Source organism: Pseudomonas sp. B14(2022) (assembly GCF_012030485.1).
GTDB lineage: Bacteria > Pseudomonadota > Gammaproteobacteria > Pseudomonadales > Pseudomonadaceae > Aquipseudomonas.
The window spans coordinates 140,533-158,230 of the sequence record NZ_JAAUVM010000007.1 but is presented as its reverse complement, the minus strand read 5'-3'; the positions used below and the strand labels follow the sequence as shown (position 1 = coordinate 158,230).

Sequence of the window (17,698 nt, the reverse complement as noted above, 5' to 3'; positions counted from 1 at the left end):
ACCTCTATCAGTAGCTTTGCGGCATTTCACCACGGGCCAGGCGCTGGTTGATGTCGGCGATGACGGCCGGCAGGTCGGTAATGGTGTCGATCAGGTAATGCGGGCGGGAGCCTGCGAACATCGATTCGATGCGCGTGCGTTCGCTGGCCAACGTGGCGCTGTCCAGGGCGCGGAACTGCGCGTAGGTCAGGCCCAGGGCGTTGCCGGAGCAGGTCAGCGCCACGGTCCACATCCCGGCGCGACGGCCTTCGAGGATGCCCGGCACGGTGTCGTCGACCTTGACGCACGCGGCCACATCGTCGATGCCCAGCGCGATCACGTTGGCGAGTGCCAGGGCTGGCCATGGGCGGCCGTTGGGCACTTCGTCGGTGGCGACCACGTGGTCGGCGACGTAGCCGTTGGTGGTGGCCAACGCGACGACCTTGTCCATGACTTGCTTGGGGTAGCCGGAGCAAGAGCCGATCTTGATGCCTTGCACGCGCAACCGGGCGATGGTGTCGAGGGCGCCGGGTATCAGCGCCGAGTGTTCGGCGATCTTCTCGATCTGCAACGGCATGAAGCGCTGGTAGATGGCCGTCACGTCGTCATCGGTAGGCGTGCGACCGAACGCCTGGCGGTAGCGCTCGGCGACTTGCGGCTGGTCGCACAGGGTGCGGATATGGTCCCACTTGCCCATGCCCATCGGGCCACGGGCTTCTTCGATGGAAACCTGCACATCGAACTCGGCGAAGGCCTCGACAAAAATCTGCGTGGGGGCAAAGGAGCCGAAGTCGACCACGGTGCCGGCCCAGTCGAGGATGACGGCCTGGAGGGTGTTGGGGTTTTGATAGTTCATGGTTCATGATCCTGTGGGTAAGGGGCAATCAGATGTCCAACACTTCCATTTCTTCCAGCACCTCGCCGATCGCCTTGACCGCAGCACGCATGCCGGCTGCGTCGACATGGCCGATACAGCCCACGCGGAACGTCTCCACCTGGGTCAATTTGCCGGGGTACAGAATGAAACCCTTGGCCTTGACCCGTTCGTAGAAATCCTTGAACTGGTAGCGCGGGTCTTCTGGTGCATGAAAGGTCACGATGATCGGTGCCTGGATCGCCGCCGGCAGGAAGCTGCGCAGGCCCAGTGCGGCCATGCCGTCGAGTAATGCCTGGCAGTTGTCGGCATAGCGTCGGTGGCGCACGGGCAGGCCGCCTTCTTCCTGGTATTGCAGCAGCGCTTCGTGCAGGGCGGCGACCACATGGGTTGGCGGGGTAAAGCGCCATTGGCCGGTCTTGGTCATGTAGTTGTGCTGGTCGAACAGGTCCATCGCCAGGGAATGGCAGTTGCCCTGGGCGGCGGCCAGCGCCTGTTTGTCGGCGAAGACGAAACCCATGCCCGGCACACCTTCCAGGCACTTGCCCGAGGCGGCGATCAGCGCGTCGAACGGCACCTCGCGGGCATCGATCGGCAGCGCGCCGAATGAGCTCATGGCGTCGATGATCAGGCGCTTGCCGTGGTGTTTGACGACCTGGGCGATCTGCGGCAGCGGGTTGAGGATGCCGGTGCTGGTTTCGCAGTGGATCAACGCAACGTGGGTGATGGCGCTGTCTGCCGCCAGCAGGCGGTCCACATCGGCGGCGGTAGTGGGCTCGTCCTCCGCGGTTTCAAAGGTGCTGAAATCACGGCCGAGCACTGCGCAGATCTTGGCCAGGCGCTTGCCGTACGCGCCGTTGATCAGCACCAGCACCTTGCCGTCGCGCGGTACCAGGGTGCCGATGGCGGCCTCGACCGCGAAGGTGCCGCTGCCTTGCAACGGCACGCACTGGTGGCTGCCTTCGCCGTGGAGGATCGCCAGCAATTGCTCGCAAACGCTGGCGGTGAGTTGGTTGAAGCGGTCATCCCATGAACCCCAGTCCACCATCATGGCCTGACGGGTGCGGTTCGATGTGGTCAAGGGGCCAGGGGTCAGCAGAATCGGCGCGGCAGGGGGCATCTCAAGTCCTCGCAAGGCATCAGGGGTTGAAGCTACGGCGCCTAAATTGCAGTTTGGCTTGTCATCAATCAAATTGTTTGTTGTTATGCGAGCTATCAGTGAGGCCGATAGCTATGAACCTGTTCCAACTGCGCGCATTCGACGCCGTGGCCCGCGAGGGCAGCTTTACCCGTGCCGCAGCACGGCTGTTCATCAGCCAGCCGGCGGTGACCGGGCATATCAAGGCCCTGGAGGAGCACTACCAGATTCCGTTGCTGCGGCGCACCGCGCGACGGGTGGAGTTGACCGAGGAGGGCGCGCGGCTGGCGGCGATCACACGGGCCATCTTTGGCCTGGTGGACGAAGCCCAGACGATGCTGGAGGCCAACCGCCAACTGCTGACCGGGCGCCTGGAAGTCGCGGCGGACGGCCCGCACCTGGTGATGCCGATGATTGCCAGCCTGCGCGCGCGCTACCCCGGGATTACCGTCAACCTGCGCCTGGGCAATGCCCAGGAAACCCTGGCTGCGCTATTGTCCGAGCATGCGGACGTGGCGGTGCTCACCGAAGTGGAGCCGCGCAATGGCCTGCACCTGCAACCGTTGAACGAATCGCGCATTTGCGCATTGGTGCCGGCCAGCCACCCGTGGGCGCAGCAACCCGAGGGTATTCGCCTCGAGCAACTCAACGACGTGATCATGGTGCTGCGCGAGCCCAGTTCCATCACCCGGCGTACCTTCGATGACGCCTGCATGGCCGCGAATGTGCAGCCCAAGGTGCTGCTGGAACTGGACAGCCGCGAGGCGGTGACCGAAGCCGTCGCCGCTGAGTTGGGGGTGGGCGTGGTTTCGTCCGTGGAAGTCAGCCCCGACCCGCGCGTGCAGGCCGTGGCGATTGAGGGCGATGGGCTGGTCAACCGGCATACGCTCGGTTGCATGGAGCGGCGCCGTTCGTTGCGCCTGATTCAGGCGTTCTTCGAGTTGGCGCCCTGAGGGTTTTTTGGTGGAACGATGCGTTCTCGCGCTATAAACTCTGCCCCCAAAGCGCCGGCCAGCAGACGTTTCGGCGCGATGTATAGAAGAGAGTGAGTCATGGGCGCACAGTGGAAAGTCAAACATAAAGAAGCGGCAGCCAATGCCAAGGGCAAGATCTTCGGCAAGCTGGTGAAAGAAATCACCATCGCCGCCCGCAACGGTGCCGACACCGCGACCAACGCCCACCTGCGTCTGGTGGTGGAACAGGCCAAAAAGGCCTCGATGCCCAAGGAAACCCTGGACCGTGCCATCAAGAAGGGCGCCGGTCTGCTCGGTGAAACCGTGCAATACCACCGCGTGACCTACGAAGGGTTCGCCCCGCACCAGGTACCGTTGATCGTCGAGTGCGTGACCGACAACATCAACCGCACCGTGGCGGAAATCCGCGTGGCGTTCCGCAAGGGGCAGTTGGGTGCTTCCGGCTCCGTGGCCTGGGATTTCAACCATGTCGGCCTGATCGAAGCCTCGCCGGACACCCCGGATGCCGATCCGGAAATGGCAGCGATTGAAGCCGGTGCGCAGGACTTTGAAGACGGTGAAGAAGAAGGCACCACCCTGTTCATCACCGAAACCACCGACCTGGACGCCGTGCAAAAAGCGTTGCCGGAACAGGGTTTCACCGTGCTGTCGGCCAAGCTGGGCTACATCTCGAAAAACCCGGTAAGCGGCCTGACCGATGAGCAGATGGCTGAAGTCGAAGCCTTCCTCGAAGGCTTGGACAACCACGATGACGTGCAGGACATGTTCGTCGGCCTGGCGGGCTGATTTATCCGCTGAAGAAACGCGATCCACATGTGGGAGAGGGCAAGTCGAATCGTCGCACCGCCCCTCCCACATTTGCTTAGTGGTGCTGGATGGATTGCAGCAAGGCGTTGATTTCTTCGAAGCTCGGCCGTGCCAACACGTCGGGCTGGCAACAGCTTTTCTGCAAATCCAACAGCGCCTCGTCAATCAACCCCGCCTCAACCCGCTCCAGCAATTCCCCCAGCAACACCCCGAACGCGCGCACTTCAATGCGTTGCAATGCTCGCGTTTCCAAGGTGTCTGCCTTGGCATGAAACGACGCCGCGCCAAAGTCCCCGAGCAAACACTCTCCCGCTTCATTCCACAGGATATTGTGGCCATACAGGTCGCCATGGGTAATGCCGTGCCGGTGCAAATGCGCGGCCACGGAGGCGATGCCCCGGGCCATGCGCAAGGCTGTGACGACGCTGAAGCGGGTGGTGGGGTCGTAGACGTCGCGGGTGCACGAGGCCAGGCTCGGCAGGGCGGCGAGGTTGCGGTAGCTCGGGTCGATCAGGTCCATGACCAACGCGGCCTGACCCTCAGGGGCACCCACCACGCGGCCTTGCACCTTGATCAGGTTAGGGTGCAACCCGGCGGCGATGCAGGCCTGCATTTCGTGCAGCGGCGAGCCGTCGCTGGTGATCGTGCCTTTGTACAGCTTGACGGCGACGGGCTTGGCCGTGGGGACCCACAGGGCCTTGCGAATCACCCCCGAGGCACCTTCGCCCAGCACGTCGGCCAGTTCCAGTTCCGTCCAGGGAATATCCGCTGTCGCGTCGTCCGCCCCCCCATCCACAGCCATTTCTACCGGGTTGCCCGCATAGGCCAGCCACGTCAGGCTCGGCAGCGTCAACAGCCATTCGGGCAGGCGCGTGAGGCGGTTGGAGGCGATGCGGATCAGCTCCAGGTTGCTGCAGTTGGCCAGGCTCTCCGGCAACTGCGTCAGTTGGTTCCCGGCGAGCATCAGTTTCTGCAGCAGCGGCCGCTCGCCCAACTCGCGGGGTAACTGGCTGATGCGGTTGTCGGTGAGGATCAGCCAGCGCAGCAACGGTGGCAGCGCGGCGGCGGGCACGTGGCTGATCTGGTTGGCCTTGAAGCCGATCATGCTCAGTTTGGCGCACTGGCCCAGGCATTCCGGCAGTTCGGTAAAGGCGTTGTCCGAACAGAACAGCACGCGCAGGTGCGGCAGGCGGTGCAGGTCGTCGGGCAGGCGGCTCAGGGCGTTGCCGCTGAGGTTGAGGATTTCCAGGGAGTCGGCCAGCCCGAAGATTTCCTCAGGGAATTCGGTGAGCCCGCAGGACAGGTCCAGGCGCGTAATGCCGGCCAATTGGCCGGCCTTGAGTTGGGCGAGGGTATTCATCAACGGCGCGGTCACTCGGCAAGGGGGGGGCGTAAATGGCGCTCATGATACCGGGTCGCGCATCCGTTGCGGGTTGGCCTGTTGCAATTGGCTCAGGCGGCTGGCAGTGCGCGCCAGGTCGATGGCCTGGCCGCTCATTGCCTGTGCCAGCGGTTGTTCGCCGATCAGGATCAGGTGCTTGTCCTTGTCGTAAAGCACGTCCACCAGGTTGATAAAACGCTGCTGCACGGCGATCGGACACTCTGCCAGGTGGGGCAGGCCGTCGATGACCCAGTGATCGAACGCCTCGCACAGCAACAGGTAGTCCATCACCGCCGTCAGCTGTTCGCACAGGTCGTTGAAGGTGAATACGATGGTGCGGGCTTGATGCTGGCGGCAGATCAATCTCCGGTTGCCCACCGTCAGCGTCTGCGTCGGGCCGCCGCTGACAGGCAGGTCGAGCGCCGCACGCTGGGCCTGCGTGCCCGGCCACAGGTAACAGCCGGTGGTAAAGCGCTGCACGGCCTGGGCCTGGGGCAGGCTGCGAAAGTCCTCGGGCGAACTGACTTCCAGCACGTCCATACGCGCGGCAATCAAGTCGATCACCGGCTTGAAACGCTCGTGGTACAGCGGGTTGGGCAACAGCCCTTCGGGTGGATAGTTGGAGGTCACCAGCACCCACACGCCACGCTGGAACAGGGCCTTGAACAGCCGGGTAATCAGCATGGCATCGCCGATGTCGTGCACGTGGAACTCGTCGAAACACAGCACGCGGCAGCCGTCGAGCAGTTCGTCCAGGGTCATGGCCAATGCATCGTCCGTCGCCTGGTGCGTGAACATACCGCGGTGCAGTTGGGCGAAAAACTCATGGAAATGCACGCGTTGCTTTTCGGCGATGGGCAGCGCCTGGAAGAAACCGTCCAGCAGCCAGCTTTTGCCGCGCCCCACCGGGCCGTGCAGGTACAGGCTGCGGGTAGGCTGGCCGGCGAGCAGGTGCTGGGTCTGGCGCGCCATGGCGGTGATGGCCTGGGTTTGGCCAGCACTGAGGGTGTAACCCAGTTGCCGGGCTTTGTCCTGAAAGAACGTCTGGATGGGCGTGTCGTCCAGTGTGTCGGTTTTTTTACCGAACAAACGACGGATAAGGGGGAGCACGGCCAATGCGAGTCACTCTGTAGTGCGGTGGTCGCTTACTTTAGGGCGCCGGTGGCGATTTGACCAATCTAGAACGGCTGCAGCGGCGGCGTCGGCTGGTCAGTCGGGCTGACCACCGCATAGTTGTAGCCGCCGCCGGACCAGTATTGGGCTTGCAACCCATCCGCCGTGCGCTCGCCACGGGGCAGGAAACCGTTGTCCGGGCCCGGTGGGCGGATGTAGAAGCTGATGCGCCGACCTTGTGCGTCCTGGTACAGCACCATGGCGGCGGCGCCTTGATCGGTGGTGAGCAGTCGCCCGCTGACGGGCGTGTAGCCCGCTTGGCTCAAGTCCGGCAGGCGATGGGCTTGATTGAAGTAGCGGTCGAGCCACGCCTGCATCGTGCCGCGGTCCTGGCCGTTGTAGTCGGCGGGCATGATGCCCTCCTGGGCAAACAGGCGGAACGCTTGCATCGCGTCGGCCATCGGCAGCAGCGGCGGTTGCGTGGCTTCACGGGCATGCCAGCCGCCGAGGCCGCCGAGGCTGACGGCAATCAGCAGCACTGCGGCCGTGGCAACGTGGCGGCGCGATTGATGCTTGAGGCGCTGGCGAATCAGCGTCGGGTCCAGCGCCGGGTTGGCCGGTTGTTGCAGGGCGCCGCTCAATGACGCACGCAGCAATTGCGCGTCCTGCTGCCAGGCCTGCACTTGGGCCGCCAGCTCGGGATGGGCGGCCAGGTAGGTTTCGAGCACACGGCGATCACTGTCCAGGAGTTGGTGATCGACGTAGGCATGCAGGTCGCGTTCGCTGGGGGGCAGGCTGATCATTTGAGTATCCGCAGGGAAGGGCTGGCGATGTAGCCATCGCTGAGTTGACGCAACGCTTGGCGCGCCCGGGACAGGCGCGACATCACGGTGCCAATCGGCACCTCGAGTATTTGCGCGACTTCCTTGTAGCTCAAGCCCTCCACCGACACCCACAACAGCAGCGCGCGTTGTTCGGTGTTGAGCTGGTCGAAGGCTTGCAGGGTCGCTTGGGCGATGACGGTGCGCTCCACCGACGGCTGCGCATCATCGCGGCCGGTAAAAAATTCCAGCATGCGTGCATAGCGCCGGGTGCGGCGGTGGGCATCGAGGAACTGCCGGTAGAGGATCGAGAACAGCCAGGCGCGCAAATCGCCCTCAATGCGTTTGTCGGCCCAACGGGTGATCGCCCGCTCCAGGGTCGCCTGCACCAGGTCGTCGGCACTGCTGGCGTTACGGGTCAGGGACACAGCGAAACGCCGCAGCCTGGGGATGAGTTCACGTAACGGTTCGTCGAGTTCATGCATGTGTGTCTGGCTGGTCACTACGCTGGGACTAGAGAGACGTCCGGCGTGAACGGTTATTCCCGACCGTGGAAAATAAATCCAGGGCCTGGGAATAGAGCGGATCGGCGTTCGTCTTAATGCTCCGACCTTATGTTTACCCCCAAAGGCCTTCAGGCCCTGGAGTTTGTTCATGGTAGATCACTCATCACCGCCACGTCCCCCGTTAAGCACGGCGAGCCTGATCGCACGACTTGCGGGTATTGGGGCCGTGGTTGCGGTTATGGCCGGGGCATTTGCCTACGTCAATGGCAGCCTCGACCCACAACGCCTGCGCCCGAAAACCCTGGTCAATGCCCTGGAAACCAACAACGGCGTGCACCCTGGATTCCGGCGTAACCACGCCAAGGGCGTGTGCGTGGCCGGGTACTTCGAAAGCAGTGCCGAGGCCCGTGCCTACTCCAGCGCCCAAGTGTTCAGTGAGGCCAGGACCCCGTTGATCGGCCGCTTCGCCTTGCCCAGCGGCAACCCCTATGCGCCGGACAGCAGTGTGCCGATCCGCAGCTTTGCCGTGCAGTTCAGCCTGGCCAACGGCCAGCAATGGCGTACCGGCATGAACAGCATGCCGGTGTTCCCGGTGGGCACGCCCGAGGCGTTCTACCAGATGCTCAAGGCCGGCGCGCCGGACCCGGCTACCGGCAAGCCGAACCCGGCGAATATGCCGGCATTTTTTGCCGCACACCCTGAGGCGGCGCCATTCCTTGCATGGGTCAAAACGGCCAAGCCATCGGCCAGTTATGCGACCGAAACCTATAACGGTATCAACGCGTTTTACTTGGTGAGTGCCGAGGGCAAGCGCCAGGCCGTGCGCTGGGGCGTAGTGCCCGAGCGTCAGGATGCGGCGGGGGAGACCGCACCGGCCGGGGGCGATTTTCTTGAGAAAGACCTGGTGCAACGCCTGGCCTCAGGGCCTTTGCGTTGGCAGTTGAACATGACCCTGGCCAACCCCGGCGACCCGCTGGAGGACGCGAGCAAACCCTGGACCGGTGAGCACAAGGTGCTGAATGCCGGCACCCTGGTGTTGCAAAGCAGCCAACCCCAGGCCGACGGTGATTGTCGCGACATCAATTTCGATCCGTTGATCTTGCCCAGCGGCATCGAAGCCTCCAATGACCCGCTGCTGGCTGCACGTTCGGCGGCATATGCCAGTTCTTTCCTGCGCCGTGCCGGTGAAGTCAGCCCCTTGCACAGTGCCCCAGCGGAGTCCAAGCCATGAATGCCCAACCTCGGTTTTTTGCGCCCCTGGCGCGCCTGCTGCACTGGTTGATGGCGCTGATGGTCATCGCCATGTTGTTTATCGGCGCAGGCTTGGCGGCGTCAGTGTCGGAGCGGCATGAGTGGTTGATCCACCTGCATAAGCCGCTGGGGATCGCGATCCTGGTGCTGGTGATCGTGCGCCTGGCGGTGCGCTTCTCCACCCGCCAGCCGCCGTTGCCGTCTGACTTGCCGCTGTGGCAAGTGCTGGCGGCCAAGGCGTCGCATCTGGTCTTGTATGGGTTGATGCTGGTATTGCCGCTGCTGGGCTGGGCGATGATTTCGGCGGCGGGCGACCCGGTGATGCTCAGCAGTTCGGTACAGTTGCCGGCGTTGGTGGCGGCGGATGCGCCGCTGTTTGCGCTATTGCGCAAGGCCCATGGGTATCTGGCCTACATGCTGTTCCTGACGGTGCTGTTGCACCTGGCGGCGGCGCTGTTCCATGGGTTGATTCGGCGCGATGGGGTGTTGCAGAGCATGACCGGCACCAAGGACTGATGCCGGGGGCAAAGGGCGTTAGCGCAGGACCGTGACGATATCGGCCACGCTGCTCAATACGTTCTTGGCCAGTTGTTTGGAGCGTTCGCCTGACCAACCGGTTTGCGGGTTGGGCGCGTTGTCGTTGTCCTTGAACGGCATTTCCAGGGTCAGGGACAGGCAGTCGTATTGCTCGCCGACGGCGTTGCAGGCCAGGGTCATATTGGCTTCACCCGGCAAGTCACGGGTGTAGCCGTGGGTGGTTTGAAAGTCACGGGTCAGCGAACTCAAATGGCTGCGGAAGCGTTTTTCCAGCGCTTCGATGCGCGGGGTGTAGCTGGGGTTGCCTTCGCAGGCAGCGGTGAACACGTAGGGGATTTCTTCGTCGCCGTGGATGTCGAGGAACAGGTCGACGCCGTACTGGTGCATTTGCTGTTGCACGAACAGCACTTCCGGGCTGATCTCCTGGCTGGCGCTTTGCCAGGCGCGATTGAGATCCTGGCCCATGGCGTTGGTACGCAGGTGACCGTGGAAGGCGCCGTCGGGGTTCATGTTCGGCACCAGGTACAGGTCGGCAACGGCCAGGAGTTTTTTCATCTCGGCATCGCCATCCTGTTGCAGGCGTTCGATGATGCCTTCCATAAACCATTCGGCCATGTGTTCGCCGGGGTGCTGCTGGGCGATGATCCAGATATTGCGCCGGCCTTCGCCGCCTTTGCCACGCCGTAACAGTTGAATATCGCGGCCCTCGACACTTTTGCCGGTGGCCAGCAGTTGGGTGCCGGCGTACTTCAGGGCCTGGTCGATCAGCCAGTCGTGGCGTTCGCGGCTGTAGGGCTCAAAGTAGGCCAACCAGGCATGCTTCTCACTGGTTTCGAGGCTGATGTGCAGGATCTCGCCGTCAAAGCGCGTAGGGACTCGGAACCAGTTGACGTGATCATAAGACGCGACAGCGTTGTAGCCGCTCCAGGCGTGCTTATACGAAGAGCCACCGGCGTTGCTCAGGCGAAAATTATGGGTGTGGCCCACGTGCATGCCTTCGGCCTTGAAGTGGAACCATTGGTAATGGTGGCTGCGGGTATCGGGCTGGATGGAAAGCAGCAAATTGTAGGCATCGCTGGCGTCGAGCACCTGGATATTGCCACTGTCGAAGTCGGTACTGATCTTGATGGAGGTCAAGGCCACGGTCATAGTCTGGTTGCCTGAATATGAGTGTTGTGGCGGCTATATTACACAGGAGTCTGGTAAAGCCTGGATGCAAAATTGTTGCGGGGGAGGGGGGCGTCATCCGTGACGCCGCCGCAGCTTAGAGTCTATGAGATTGATTCTCAAGCGCTATTTCCCAGAGATGTGCGCCAGAGCGTTGTACTGGCTTTCTTTTGGCGATGGTCTTTTGCTACCATGCGCGCCATCAAGCAACACACAGTCTTCATTAGCCTGAAGCCATGCCAGGGAAACTGGCAAAAAAAAGACCCGGCCAAAGAGCCGGGTCAAAAACCGTGATTAGCCTGATGAGGAGATATTCCAAGAGTCCGACCTAAGGTCTCTTGGTCTATCGACTGATCTCGCGATCAGCTGAGCCCAATAATAATCATTATCATTTGCAAGTCAAATGTTTTTATCCATCGGATAGAAATATTTTTCTTCTGCGCCTGTTATCCGTTCGCCCGAACCTCCGTTGCCTGCAACGACCGCTCCACCATCGCCTTCGCCATATCAATCAAATACACCACTGAAAATGCCAGGTCGCGCTGATTGCCCTGATGGCTGCTCGCTGATTCGTAGGCCGTGGCAGCGGCACTGCGCAACAGGTCCGAGGCGTGTACCAAGGCTTCCTCCTGGCTGATGCCAGGCTTGATGGCGAACAAGCTCATATCCGGAACGGGTGCTGACATATTTTCTTTCAAGTAAAAGTCCAGCGCGCGCTGGGCAGCACCGCTGCTGCGCAGGTTTTGCACGTCATCGTTTTCAGGGGGTTCAGGCAGGAGATACGGGCTCGTCGTCATAAGGGGCGGTACTCTGGGTGGGTGTCGAAAACCTTATGCTCGATGATAGTACGTATCGTATTTATGTCGTTTTATGGATTACTACAAACTGTTTATTGCCCTGGAAAATACCTGACGTATTGTCGGCGCCCATGGATAAATGGATAGCGTTGGTCAAGGCCAGCATGAAAGACCGCAAGGTCACCCAGGGGGAGTTGGCTGAACGCTTGGGCATGTCCCAGGGTGGCGTCGGCCATTGGCTCAACAAGCGCCGCGTGCCGAGCCTGGTGGACATGAACCGGGTGCTGGCAGCGCTGGGGCTGGGCGACCTGGAAGTGGTGCAGGAGCTGCGTGAGAAGGCCGACGAGGTCCGTGGCCCGGCAAGACAGTACACGTCGTACTTTCGCTACCCGGTCAGCGAGTGGAAAGGCCTGTGCGAAATTCGCGAAGAGCGCCCGGCCTATGGCGCCGCACGCTTCGAGCTGACGGATTACCACGCCCAGGGTGACGCCTTCTGGCTGCCGGTGACAGGTGACGCCATGACTGCGCTCAGCGGCCCGAGCATCGCCGCGGGGATGATGATCCTGGTGGATCCGGCCATCGCCGCCGAACCCGGCAAACTGGTAGTCGCCCAACGGGCCGACAGCCCTCACGCGACCTTCCGCCAGTTGATGGAGGAGAGCGGCCAGCTCTACCTGGTGCCGCTCAACCCCACCTACCCGAAACTGCTGTTCACCGCTGATTGCCGCATCCTGGGCGTCGTGGTGCAGGCCACGGCGAAGTTCTAGTCCGCGGTTTCGAGTTCCACCAACGCGCACCCTTCGGCAACCATTTCGCCTTCCTGGCAGAACAGTGCCTTGACTACCCCGGCCTGGGGCGCGCGGATGCTGTGCTCCATCTTCATCGCTTCGAGCACCACCAGTTGCGTGCCGGCCTCGACCGTTTGGCCGACGTCCACCAGCACCCGTACGATGCTGCCGTTCATCGGTGCCGTGAGGCCGCCCTGGTGCGACTGGTTGGCCTCGACCGCCGCAATCGGATCGAACAGGCTCACGCCCTGCATCTCGCCGTCCCAACGCAGGAAAACTTCGTGCCCGTTGCGCACTGCCAGATGTGAACGACGGACGCCCTGGTGTTCGATCACTAACTGTTCGCCCTGCAATCTTGCGGCGTCTGCGGTCAGCGTCACCAGGCGGTCCTGGCCATTGCAGCTCAAGTGCAGCGAGACCTCGGCGGGCAGCCCTGCACGGAATCCACGGGTGTCCGCCCACGGCCCATCACCCGCAGGCAAGCTCTGCATGAAGGCTGAACCCGCCGCCTGCCAGAACGCGTCGCTCAACGTCCCGGCCACCGGCAGCAGCTCATCCTGATAGCGCGGAATGAACCCGGTATCCAATTCAGCCGCCGCAAATGCCGGATGGCCAATGATGCGCCGCAGGAAGCCCAGGTTGGTCTTCAGCCCACCCACGGCAAACTCATTGAGCATGCCCAGCAACCGCAGGCGCGCCTGTTCACGGTCTTCGCCCCAGGCAATCAGCTTGCCAAGCATCGGGTCGTAGAACGGCGAAACGTTGTCTCCTTGCTCGACACCACTGTCCACGCGACGCCCCGGGCCGGGGGCGGATTCGCGGTACAGCGCCAGGTGCCCGGTGGCGGGCAGGAAGTCGTTGGCGGGGTCCTCGGCATACAAGCGAACTTCAATTGCATGGCCGATCAGCGGCACCTGCTCCTGGGTGATCGGCAGCGCTTCGCCCTGGGCGACACGAATCTGCCAGGCCACCAGGTCGAGGCCGGTAATCGCTTCGGTGACCGGGTGTTCCACCTGCAGCCGCGTGTTCATCTCCATAAAGAAAAACTCGCCACGGGCGTCCAGCAAAAACTCAACGGTGCCCGCGCCGACATAACCGATGGCCTGGGCCGCACGCACCGCCGCTTCGCCCATCGCCTTGCGCTGTGCAACGCTCAGCCCCGGTGCCGGCGCCTCCTCGACGACCTTTTGATGGCGGCGTTGGATCGAGCAATCCCGCTCATTGAGGTACAGGCAATGCCCATGCTGATCGGCAAACACCTGGATCTCTACGTGGCGTGGCTTGAGCAGGTATTTCTCCACCAGCATCTGCCCATTGCCGAAGGACGACAGCGCCTCACGCTGGGCCGAGGCCAGGGCTTCGGCGAGTTGGCTGACATCCTCCACCACCTTCATGCCCTTGCCGCCGCCACCGGCCGAGGCCTTGAGCAGCACCGGATAGCCGATGCGCTCGCAGGCATCGCGGAAGGTGTCCAGGTCTTGCTCTGTGCCGTGATACCCCGGCACCAGGGGCACGCCGGCGGTTTCCATCAGGGCCTTGGCCGCGGATTTACTGCCCATGGCGTCGATAGCCGAGGCGGGCGGCCCGAGAAAGATCAGGCCCGCCGCTTCGATCGCACGGGCGAACCCGGCGTTTTCCGACAGGAAGCCGTAGCCTGGGTGTATGGCCTGGGCGCCGCTGGCCTGGGCGGCGGCGATCAGTTTGTCGATTTTCAGGTAGCTCTCGTTAGCCTTGCTGCCCCCCAGGTCGACACGAATATCCGCCTCGCGGCTGTGTCGCGCATCACGGTCGACGGCGCTGTGCACCGCCACGGTGGTCAGGCCCATGGCCTTGGCGGTGCGCATTACCCGGCAGGCAATCTCGCCGCGGTTGGCCACCAGTACGGTGGTCAGCGTGCTCATGAACGCGGCTCCTGGGGCTGCCAGCTGGGCGGGCGTTTTTGCAGGAACGCGCGCAAACCCTCCTGGCCTTCGGCGCTGACACGGATGCGCGCAATGGCATTTTCGCAATAGCGGCGCAGGGCAGGGGTGAGCGCGCCGTTTCCGACTTCGCGCAACAGGTCCTTGCTGGCGCGCATCGCCGACGGGCTGTTTTGCAGCAGGTTGGAGATCCACTGTTCCACCTGCTGGTCCAGTTCGCCACTCGGGTAGCTTTCCGCCAGCAGGCCGATTTCCCGTGCACGCTGGCCGCCAAACCGCTCGGCGGTCAGGGCATAGCGCCGCGCCGCACGTTCGCCGATGGCCTGCACCACGAACGGGCTGATCACGGCCGGGGCCAGGCCGATGCGCACTTCCGACAGGCAGAACTGCGCATCATCGGCGCCGATGGCCATGTCGCAACAACTGATCAGGCCCAGCGCGCCACCGTAGGCCGCGCCTTGCACCACTGCCAGGGTGGGGATTTTCAGCTTGGCCAGGTTGTACATCAGCTCGGCCAGTTCGCGGGCGTCGTCCAGGTTGGTGTGGTAATCCAGTTCGGCCGACTGCTGCATCCAGGCCAGGTCGGCGCCGGCGCTGAAGTGCCTGCCGCGCCCACGCAGCACCAGGAAACGCAGGGACGCATCAGCTTGCACATGGTCGAGGGCGATGATCAGTTCGCGGATCATCTCGGCGTTGAACGCGTTGTTCTTGGCTTCACGACTGAGCCACAGCGTGGCAAAGCCACGGCTGTCGGTGATCAGTTCGAGGGTGTTGAAATCGCTCATGGGGGACAACTCCATTTACATGCGGAACACACCGAAGCGGCTCGGCTCGATGGGGGCATTCAACGCGGCGGACAAGGCCAGGGCCAGCACGTCGCGGGTCTGCAACGGGTCGATGACGCCGTCGTCCCACAGGCGTGCGCTGGAGTAATAAGGGTGACCCTGGGTTTCATACTGGTCGAGGATCGGCTGCTTGATCGCGGCTTCCTCTTCGGCGCTGAACCCGACGCCTGCACGTTCAGCCTGCTCACGCTTGACCTGCACCAGCACGCCCGCAGCCTGTTCGGCGCCCATCACGCCAATCCGCGCGTTGGGCCACATCCACAAAAAGCGCGGGTCGTAGGCGCGCCCGCACATCCCGTAATTGCCGGCGCCAAAGCTGCCGCCGATGATCACCGTGAACTTCGGCACCTTGGCACATGCCACCGCCGTCACCAGCTTGGCGCCGTGCTTGGCAATGCCCCCGGCTTCGTATTTTTGCCCGACCATAAACCCGGTGATGTTCTGCAGGAACAGCAGGGGTATCCCGCGTTGGCAGGCCAGTTCGATAAAGTGCGCGCCTTTTTGCGCGGCCTCGGCGAACAGAATCCCGTTGTTCGCCAGGATCGCAATCGGGTAGCCGTGCAAGTGCGCAAAGCCGCACACCAGGGTAGTGCCGAACAGCGCCTTGAACTCATCGAACACCGAGCCATCCACCAGCCGTGCGATCACTTCGCGCACATCGAACGGCTGCTTGGCATCGGCCGGGATTACGCCGTAGAGCTCTTCGCTGCTGTACAGCGGCGCCACGGGCGTGCGTTGCAGCAATTGGCCCTGCTTGCGCCAATTGAGGTTGGCCACGCTGCGACGGGCCAGGGCCAGGGCGTGTTCGTCACTGTCGGCATAGTGGTCGGCCACGCCGGAGATCTTGCAGTGCACATCGGCACCGCCGAGGTCTTCGGCGCTCACCACTTCACCGGTAGCGGCTTTCACCAGCGGCGGGCCGGCCAGGAAGATGGTGGCTTGGTTGCGCACCATGATCGCTTCGTCGGCCATGGCCGGCACGTAGGCGCCTCCGGCGGTGCACGAGCCCATTACTACGGCGATCTGCGGGATGCCCTGGGCACTCATGTTGGCCTGGTTGAAGAAGATCCGCCCGAAGTGTTCGCGGTCGGGAAACACTTCATCCTGGCGCGGTAGGTTGGCGCCGCCGGAGTCCACCAGGTAAATGCACGGCAGGCGGTTTTGCTCGGCGATGGTCTGGGCGCGCAGGTGTTTTTTCACCGTGAGCGGGTAGTAGGAACCGCCTTTCACGGTGGCGTCGTTGGCGACGATCATGCATTCGACGCCTTCCACGCGGCCGATCCCGGCAATCACGCCGGCCGCCGGCACGTCTTCGCCATACACCTGATGAGCGGCCAGTTGGCTGAGTTCAAGGAACGGCGAGCCCGGGTCCAGCAGGCGATTGATGCGCTCGCGCGGCAGCAGTTTGCCACGCGAGGTATGGCGCTCCTGGGCCTTGGCACCGCCGCCTTGCTGCACGTGGGCAAGCAAGGTGTGCAGGGCGTCGACCTGTTGGCGCATCGCTGCGCTGTTGCTGGCGAACTCCGCGGAGCGTGGGTTGAGCTGGGTATGCAAGGTGGCCATGGGGCGCTCCTTCAGCGGGTTTCGTTGAAGAGTTCGCGACCGATCAGCATCCGCCGAATTTCACTGGTGCCAGCGCCGATTTCATACAGCTTGGCGTCCCGCAGCAGGCGCCCGGCGGGGAATTCATTGATATAGCCATTGCCACCGAGGATCTGGATCGCGTCCAGGGCCATTTGCGTGGCGCGTTCGGCGCTGTAGAGGATTACCCCGGCCGCATCCTTGCGCGTGGTTTCGCCGCGCTCGCAGGCCTGGGCCACCGCATAGAGGTAGGCGCGGCTGGCGTTGAGTTGGGTGTACATGTCGGCGACCTTGCCCTGGATCAGTTGGAATTCGCCGATGCTTTGGCCGAACTGCTTGCGATCGTGGATGTAGGGCACGATCAGGTCCATGCACGCCTGCATGATCCCGGTGGGACCGCCGGACAGCACCACGCGCTCGTAATCGAGGCCGCTCATCAGCACTTTTACACCGCCGTTGAGCACGCCGAGGATGTTTTCCTCGGGTACTTCGACGTCATCGAAGAACAGCTCGCAGGTGTTGGAGCCGCGCATGCCGAGCTTGTCGAACTTGTTGCTGCGGCTGAAGCCTTTCCAGTCGCGCTCGACGATAAACGCGGTGATGCCGTGCGGGCCCTTTTCCAGGTCGGTCTTGGCGTAGATCACATAGGTGCTGGCGTCGGGGCCGTTGGTGATCCAGGTCTTGCTGCCGTTGAGCACATAGTGGTCGCCGTGCTTGTCGGCGCGCAGTTTCATCGAGACCACATCGGAACCGGCGTTCGGCTCGCTCATGGCCAGGGCGCCGACGTGTTCGCCGCTGATCAGTTTGGGCAGGTACTTGAGTTTCTGCTCGTGACTGCCGTTGCGGTTGATCTGGTTCACACACAGGTTGGAATGAGCGCCGTAGGACAGCGCCACCGAGGCCGAGCCACGGCTGATTTCTTCCATGCTTACCACGTGGGCCAGGTAGCCCAGGCCGGCGCCGCCGTATTCTTCCGGCACGGTGATGCCCAGCAGGCCCATATCCCCGAACTTGCGCCACAGGTCGGCGGGGAACAGGTTGTCGATGTCGATCTGTGCTGCACGGGGCGCGATTTCCTTGGCCACGAAGGACTGCACCTGGTCGCGCAGCATGTCGATGGTTTCACCGAGGGCGAAGTTCAGGGACGGGTAACTCATGGACAGGCACCTTAATGTGAGCTTTGTTGTTGTGTGGATGGCGCGCCAGGGAAGGGCGCTCAC

The 17,698-nt window shown here is 62.9% G+C and carries 17 protein-coding genes; 5 read left to right on the top strand and 12 right to left on the bottom strand.

Going from position 1 to position 17,698, the window contains the following annotated elements:
• Positions 1–7 precede the first annotated feature (7 nt).
• Both phnX and HCF10_RS13185 read right to left on the bottom strand, forming a co-directional pair.
• Positions 8–835 (bottom strand): phosphonoacetaldehyde hydrolase, encoded by an 828-nt coding sequence (gene phnX, locus HCF10_RS13190; RefSeq protein WP_167655701.1) that lies wholly within the window; start codon positions 833–835, stop codon positions 8–10.
• A 28-nt stretch (positions 836–863) separates the two neighbouring features.
• The gene (locus tag HCF10_RS13185) at positions 864–1,973 is read right to left on the bottom strand and encodes a 2-aminoethylphosphonate--pyruvate transaminase (protein WP_167655700.1); all 1,110 of its coding nucleotides are present in this window, start codon (positions 1,971–1,973) and stop codon (positions 864–866) included.
• Positions 1,974–2,086: 113 nt separating this feature from the next.
• On the opposite strand from HCF10_RS13185, the gene HCF10_RS13180 reads away from it, so the two are divergent.
• Positions 2,087–2,944: a LysR substrate-binding domain-containing protein gene (locus HCF10_RS13180; protein WP_131698123.1), complete on the top strand. Its 858-nt coding sequence runs from the start codon at positions 2,087–2,089 to the stop codon at positions 2,942–2,944.
• A gap of 99 nt (positions 2,945–3,043) precedes the next feature.
• Positions 3,044–3,751, top strand: a complete 708-nt coding sequence (locus HCF10_RS13175) for a YebC/PmpR family DNA-binding transcriptional regulator (protein ID WP_131698122.1) — start codon at positions 3,044–3,046, stop codon at positions 3,749–3,751.
• Positions 3,752–3,827: 76 nt separating this feature from the next.
• Here the strand turns inward: HCF10_RS13175 and HCF10_RS13170 are convergent, their stop codons facing one another.
• The 4 genes from HCF10_RS13170 to HCF10_RS13155 all read right to left on the bottom strand — a co-directional run bounded on the left by HCF10_RS13170 (position 3,828) and on the right by HCF10_RS13155 (position 7,572).
• Complete coding sequence (locus tag HCF10_RS13170) at positions 3,828–5,132, bottom strand: protein kinase (RefSeq protein WP_167655699.1); 1,305 nt, start codon at positions 5,130–5,132, stop codon at positions 3,828–3,830.
• 42 nt (positions 5,133–5,174) lie between these two features.
• Entirely contained in the window at positions 5,175–6,269 is a 1,095-nt protein-coding gene (zapE, locus tag HCF10_RS13165; RefSeq protein WP_167655698.1) for a cell division protein ZapE, read from the bottom strand.
• 62 nt (positions 6,270–6,331) lie between these two features.
• Positions 6,332–7,069 (bottom strand): anti-sigma factor family protein, encoded by a 738-nt coding sequence (locus tag HCF10_RS13160; protein ID WP_131698119.1) that lies wholly within the window; start codon positions 7,067–7,069, stop codon positions 6,332–6,334.
• On the bottom strand, positions 7,066–7,572 hold the full coding sequence (locus HCF10_RS13155; protein ID WP_167655697.1) for an RNA polymerase sigma factor: 507 nt from the start codon (positions 7,570–7,572) through the stop codon (positions 7,066–7,068). The genes HCF10_RS13160 and HCF10_RS13155 overlap by 4 nt, the downstream gene beginning before the upstream one ends.
• A 169-nt stretch (positions 7,573–7,741) precedes the next feature.
• Here HCF10_RS13155 and HCF10_RS13150 point away from each other — a divergent pair, with 169 nt between their 5' ends.
• Both HCF10_RS13150 and HCF10_RS13145 read left to right on the top strand, forming a co-directional pair.
• Positions 7,742–8,824, top strand: coding sequence for a catalase family peroxidase (locus tag HCF10_RS13150; protein WP_131698118.1), 1,083 nt, complete (start codon positions 7,742–7,744; stop codon positions 8,822–8,824).
• Complete coding sequence (locus HCF10_RS13145; RefSeq protein ID WP_167655696.1) at positions 8,821–9,360, top strand: cytochrome b; 540 nt, start codon at positions 8,821–8,823, stop codon at positions 9,358–9,360. Before HCF10_RS13150 ends, HCF10_RS13145 begins: the two co-directional genes overlap by 4 nt.
• A gap of 18 nt (positions 9,361–9,378) precedes the next feature.
• On the opposite strand, the gene HCF10_RS13140 is transcribed toward HCF10_RS13145, so the two are convergent.
• Positions 9,379–10,530 (bottom strand): M14 family metallopeptidase, encoded by a 1,152-nt coding sequence (locus HCF10_RS13140; protein WP_167655695.1) that lies wholly within the window; start codon positions 10,528–10,530, stop codon positions 9,379–9,381.
• Positions 10,531–10,994: 464 nt separating this feature from the next.
• Complete coding sequence (locus tag HCF10_RS13135; RefSeq protein WP_131698116.1) at positions 10,995–11,345, bottom strand: DUF6124 family protein; 351 nt, start codon at positions 11,343–11,345, stop codon at positions 10,995–10,997.
• Positions 11,346–11,476: 131 nt separating this feature from the next.
• Here HCF10_RS13135 and HCF10_RS13130 point away from each other — a divergent pair, with 131 nt between their 5' ends.
• A complete protein-coding gene (locus HCF10_RS13130; protein ID WP_145337623.1) occupies positions 11,477–12,112 on the top strand; it encodes a LexA family protein in 636 nt (211 codons plus the stop codon).
• On the opposite strand, the gene HCF10_RS13125 is transcribed toward HCF10_RS13130, so the two are convergent.
• From HCF10_RS13125 to HCF10_RS13110, 4 genes are read right to left on the bottom strand one after another with little or no spacing between them, the layout of a single operon-like run.
• The gene (locus HCF10_RS13125; protein WP_167655694.1) at positions 12,109–14,034 is read right to left on the bottom strand and encodes an acetyl/propionyl/methylcrotonyl-CoA carboxylase subunit alpha; all 1,926 of its coding nucleotides are present in this window, start codon (positions 14,032–14,034) and stop codon (positions 12,109–12,111) included. The two genes, HCF10_RS13130 and HCF10_RS13125, sit on opposite strands and share 4 nt — an antisense overlap.
• A complete protein-coding gene (locus HCF10_RS13120) occupies positions 14,031–14,837 on the bottom strand; it encodes a gamma-carboxygeranoyl-CoA hydratase (protein WP_167655693.1) in 807 nt (268 codons plus the stop codon). The genes HCF10_RS13125 and HCF10_RS13120 overlap by 4 nt, the downstream gene beginning before the upstream one ends.
• A gap of 15 nt (positions 14,838–14,852) precedes the next feature.
• On the bottom strand, positions 14,853–16,460 hold the full coding sequence (locus HCF10_RS13115) for a carboxyl transferase domain-containing protein (protein WP_053138385.1): 1,608 nt from the start codon (positions 16,458–16,460) through the stop codon (positions 14,853–14,855).
• Positions 16,461–16,471: 11 nt separating this feature from the next.
• Positions 16,472–17,635, bottom strand: a complete 1,164-nt coding sequence (locus HCF10_RS13110; RefSeq protein ID WP_131698111.1) for an isovaleryl-CoA dehydrogenase — start codon at positions 17,633–17,635, stop codon at positions 16,472–16,474.
• Between the last annotated feature and the right edge of the window lie 63 nt (positions 17,636–17,698).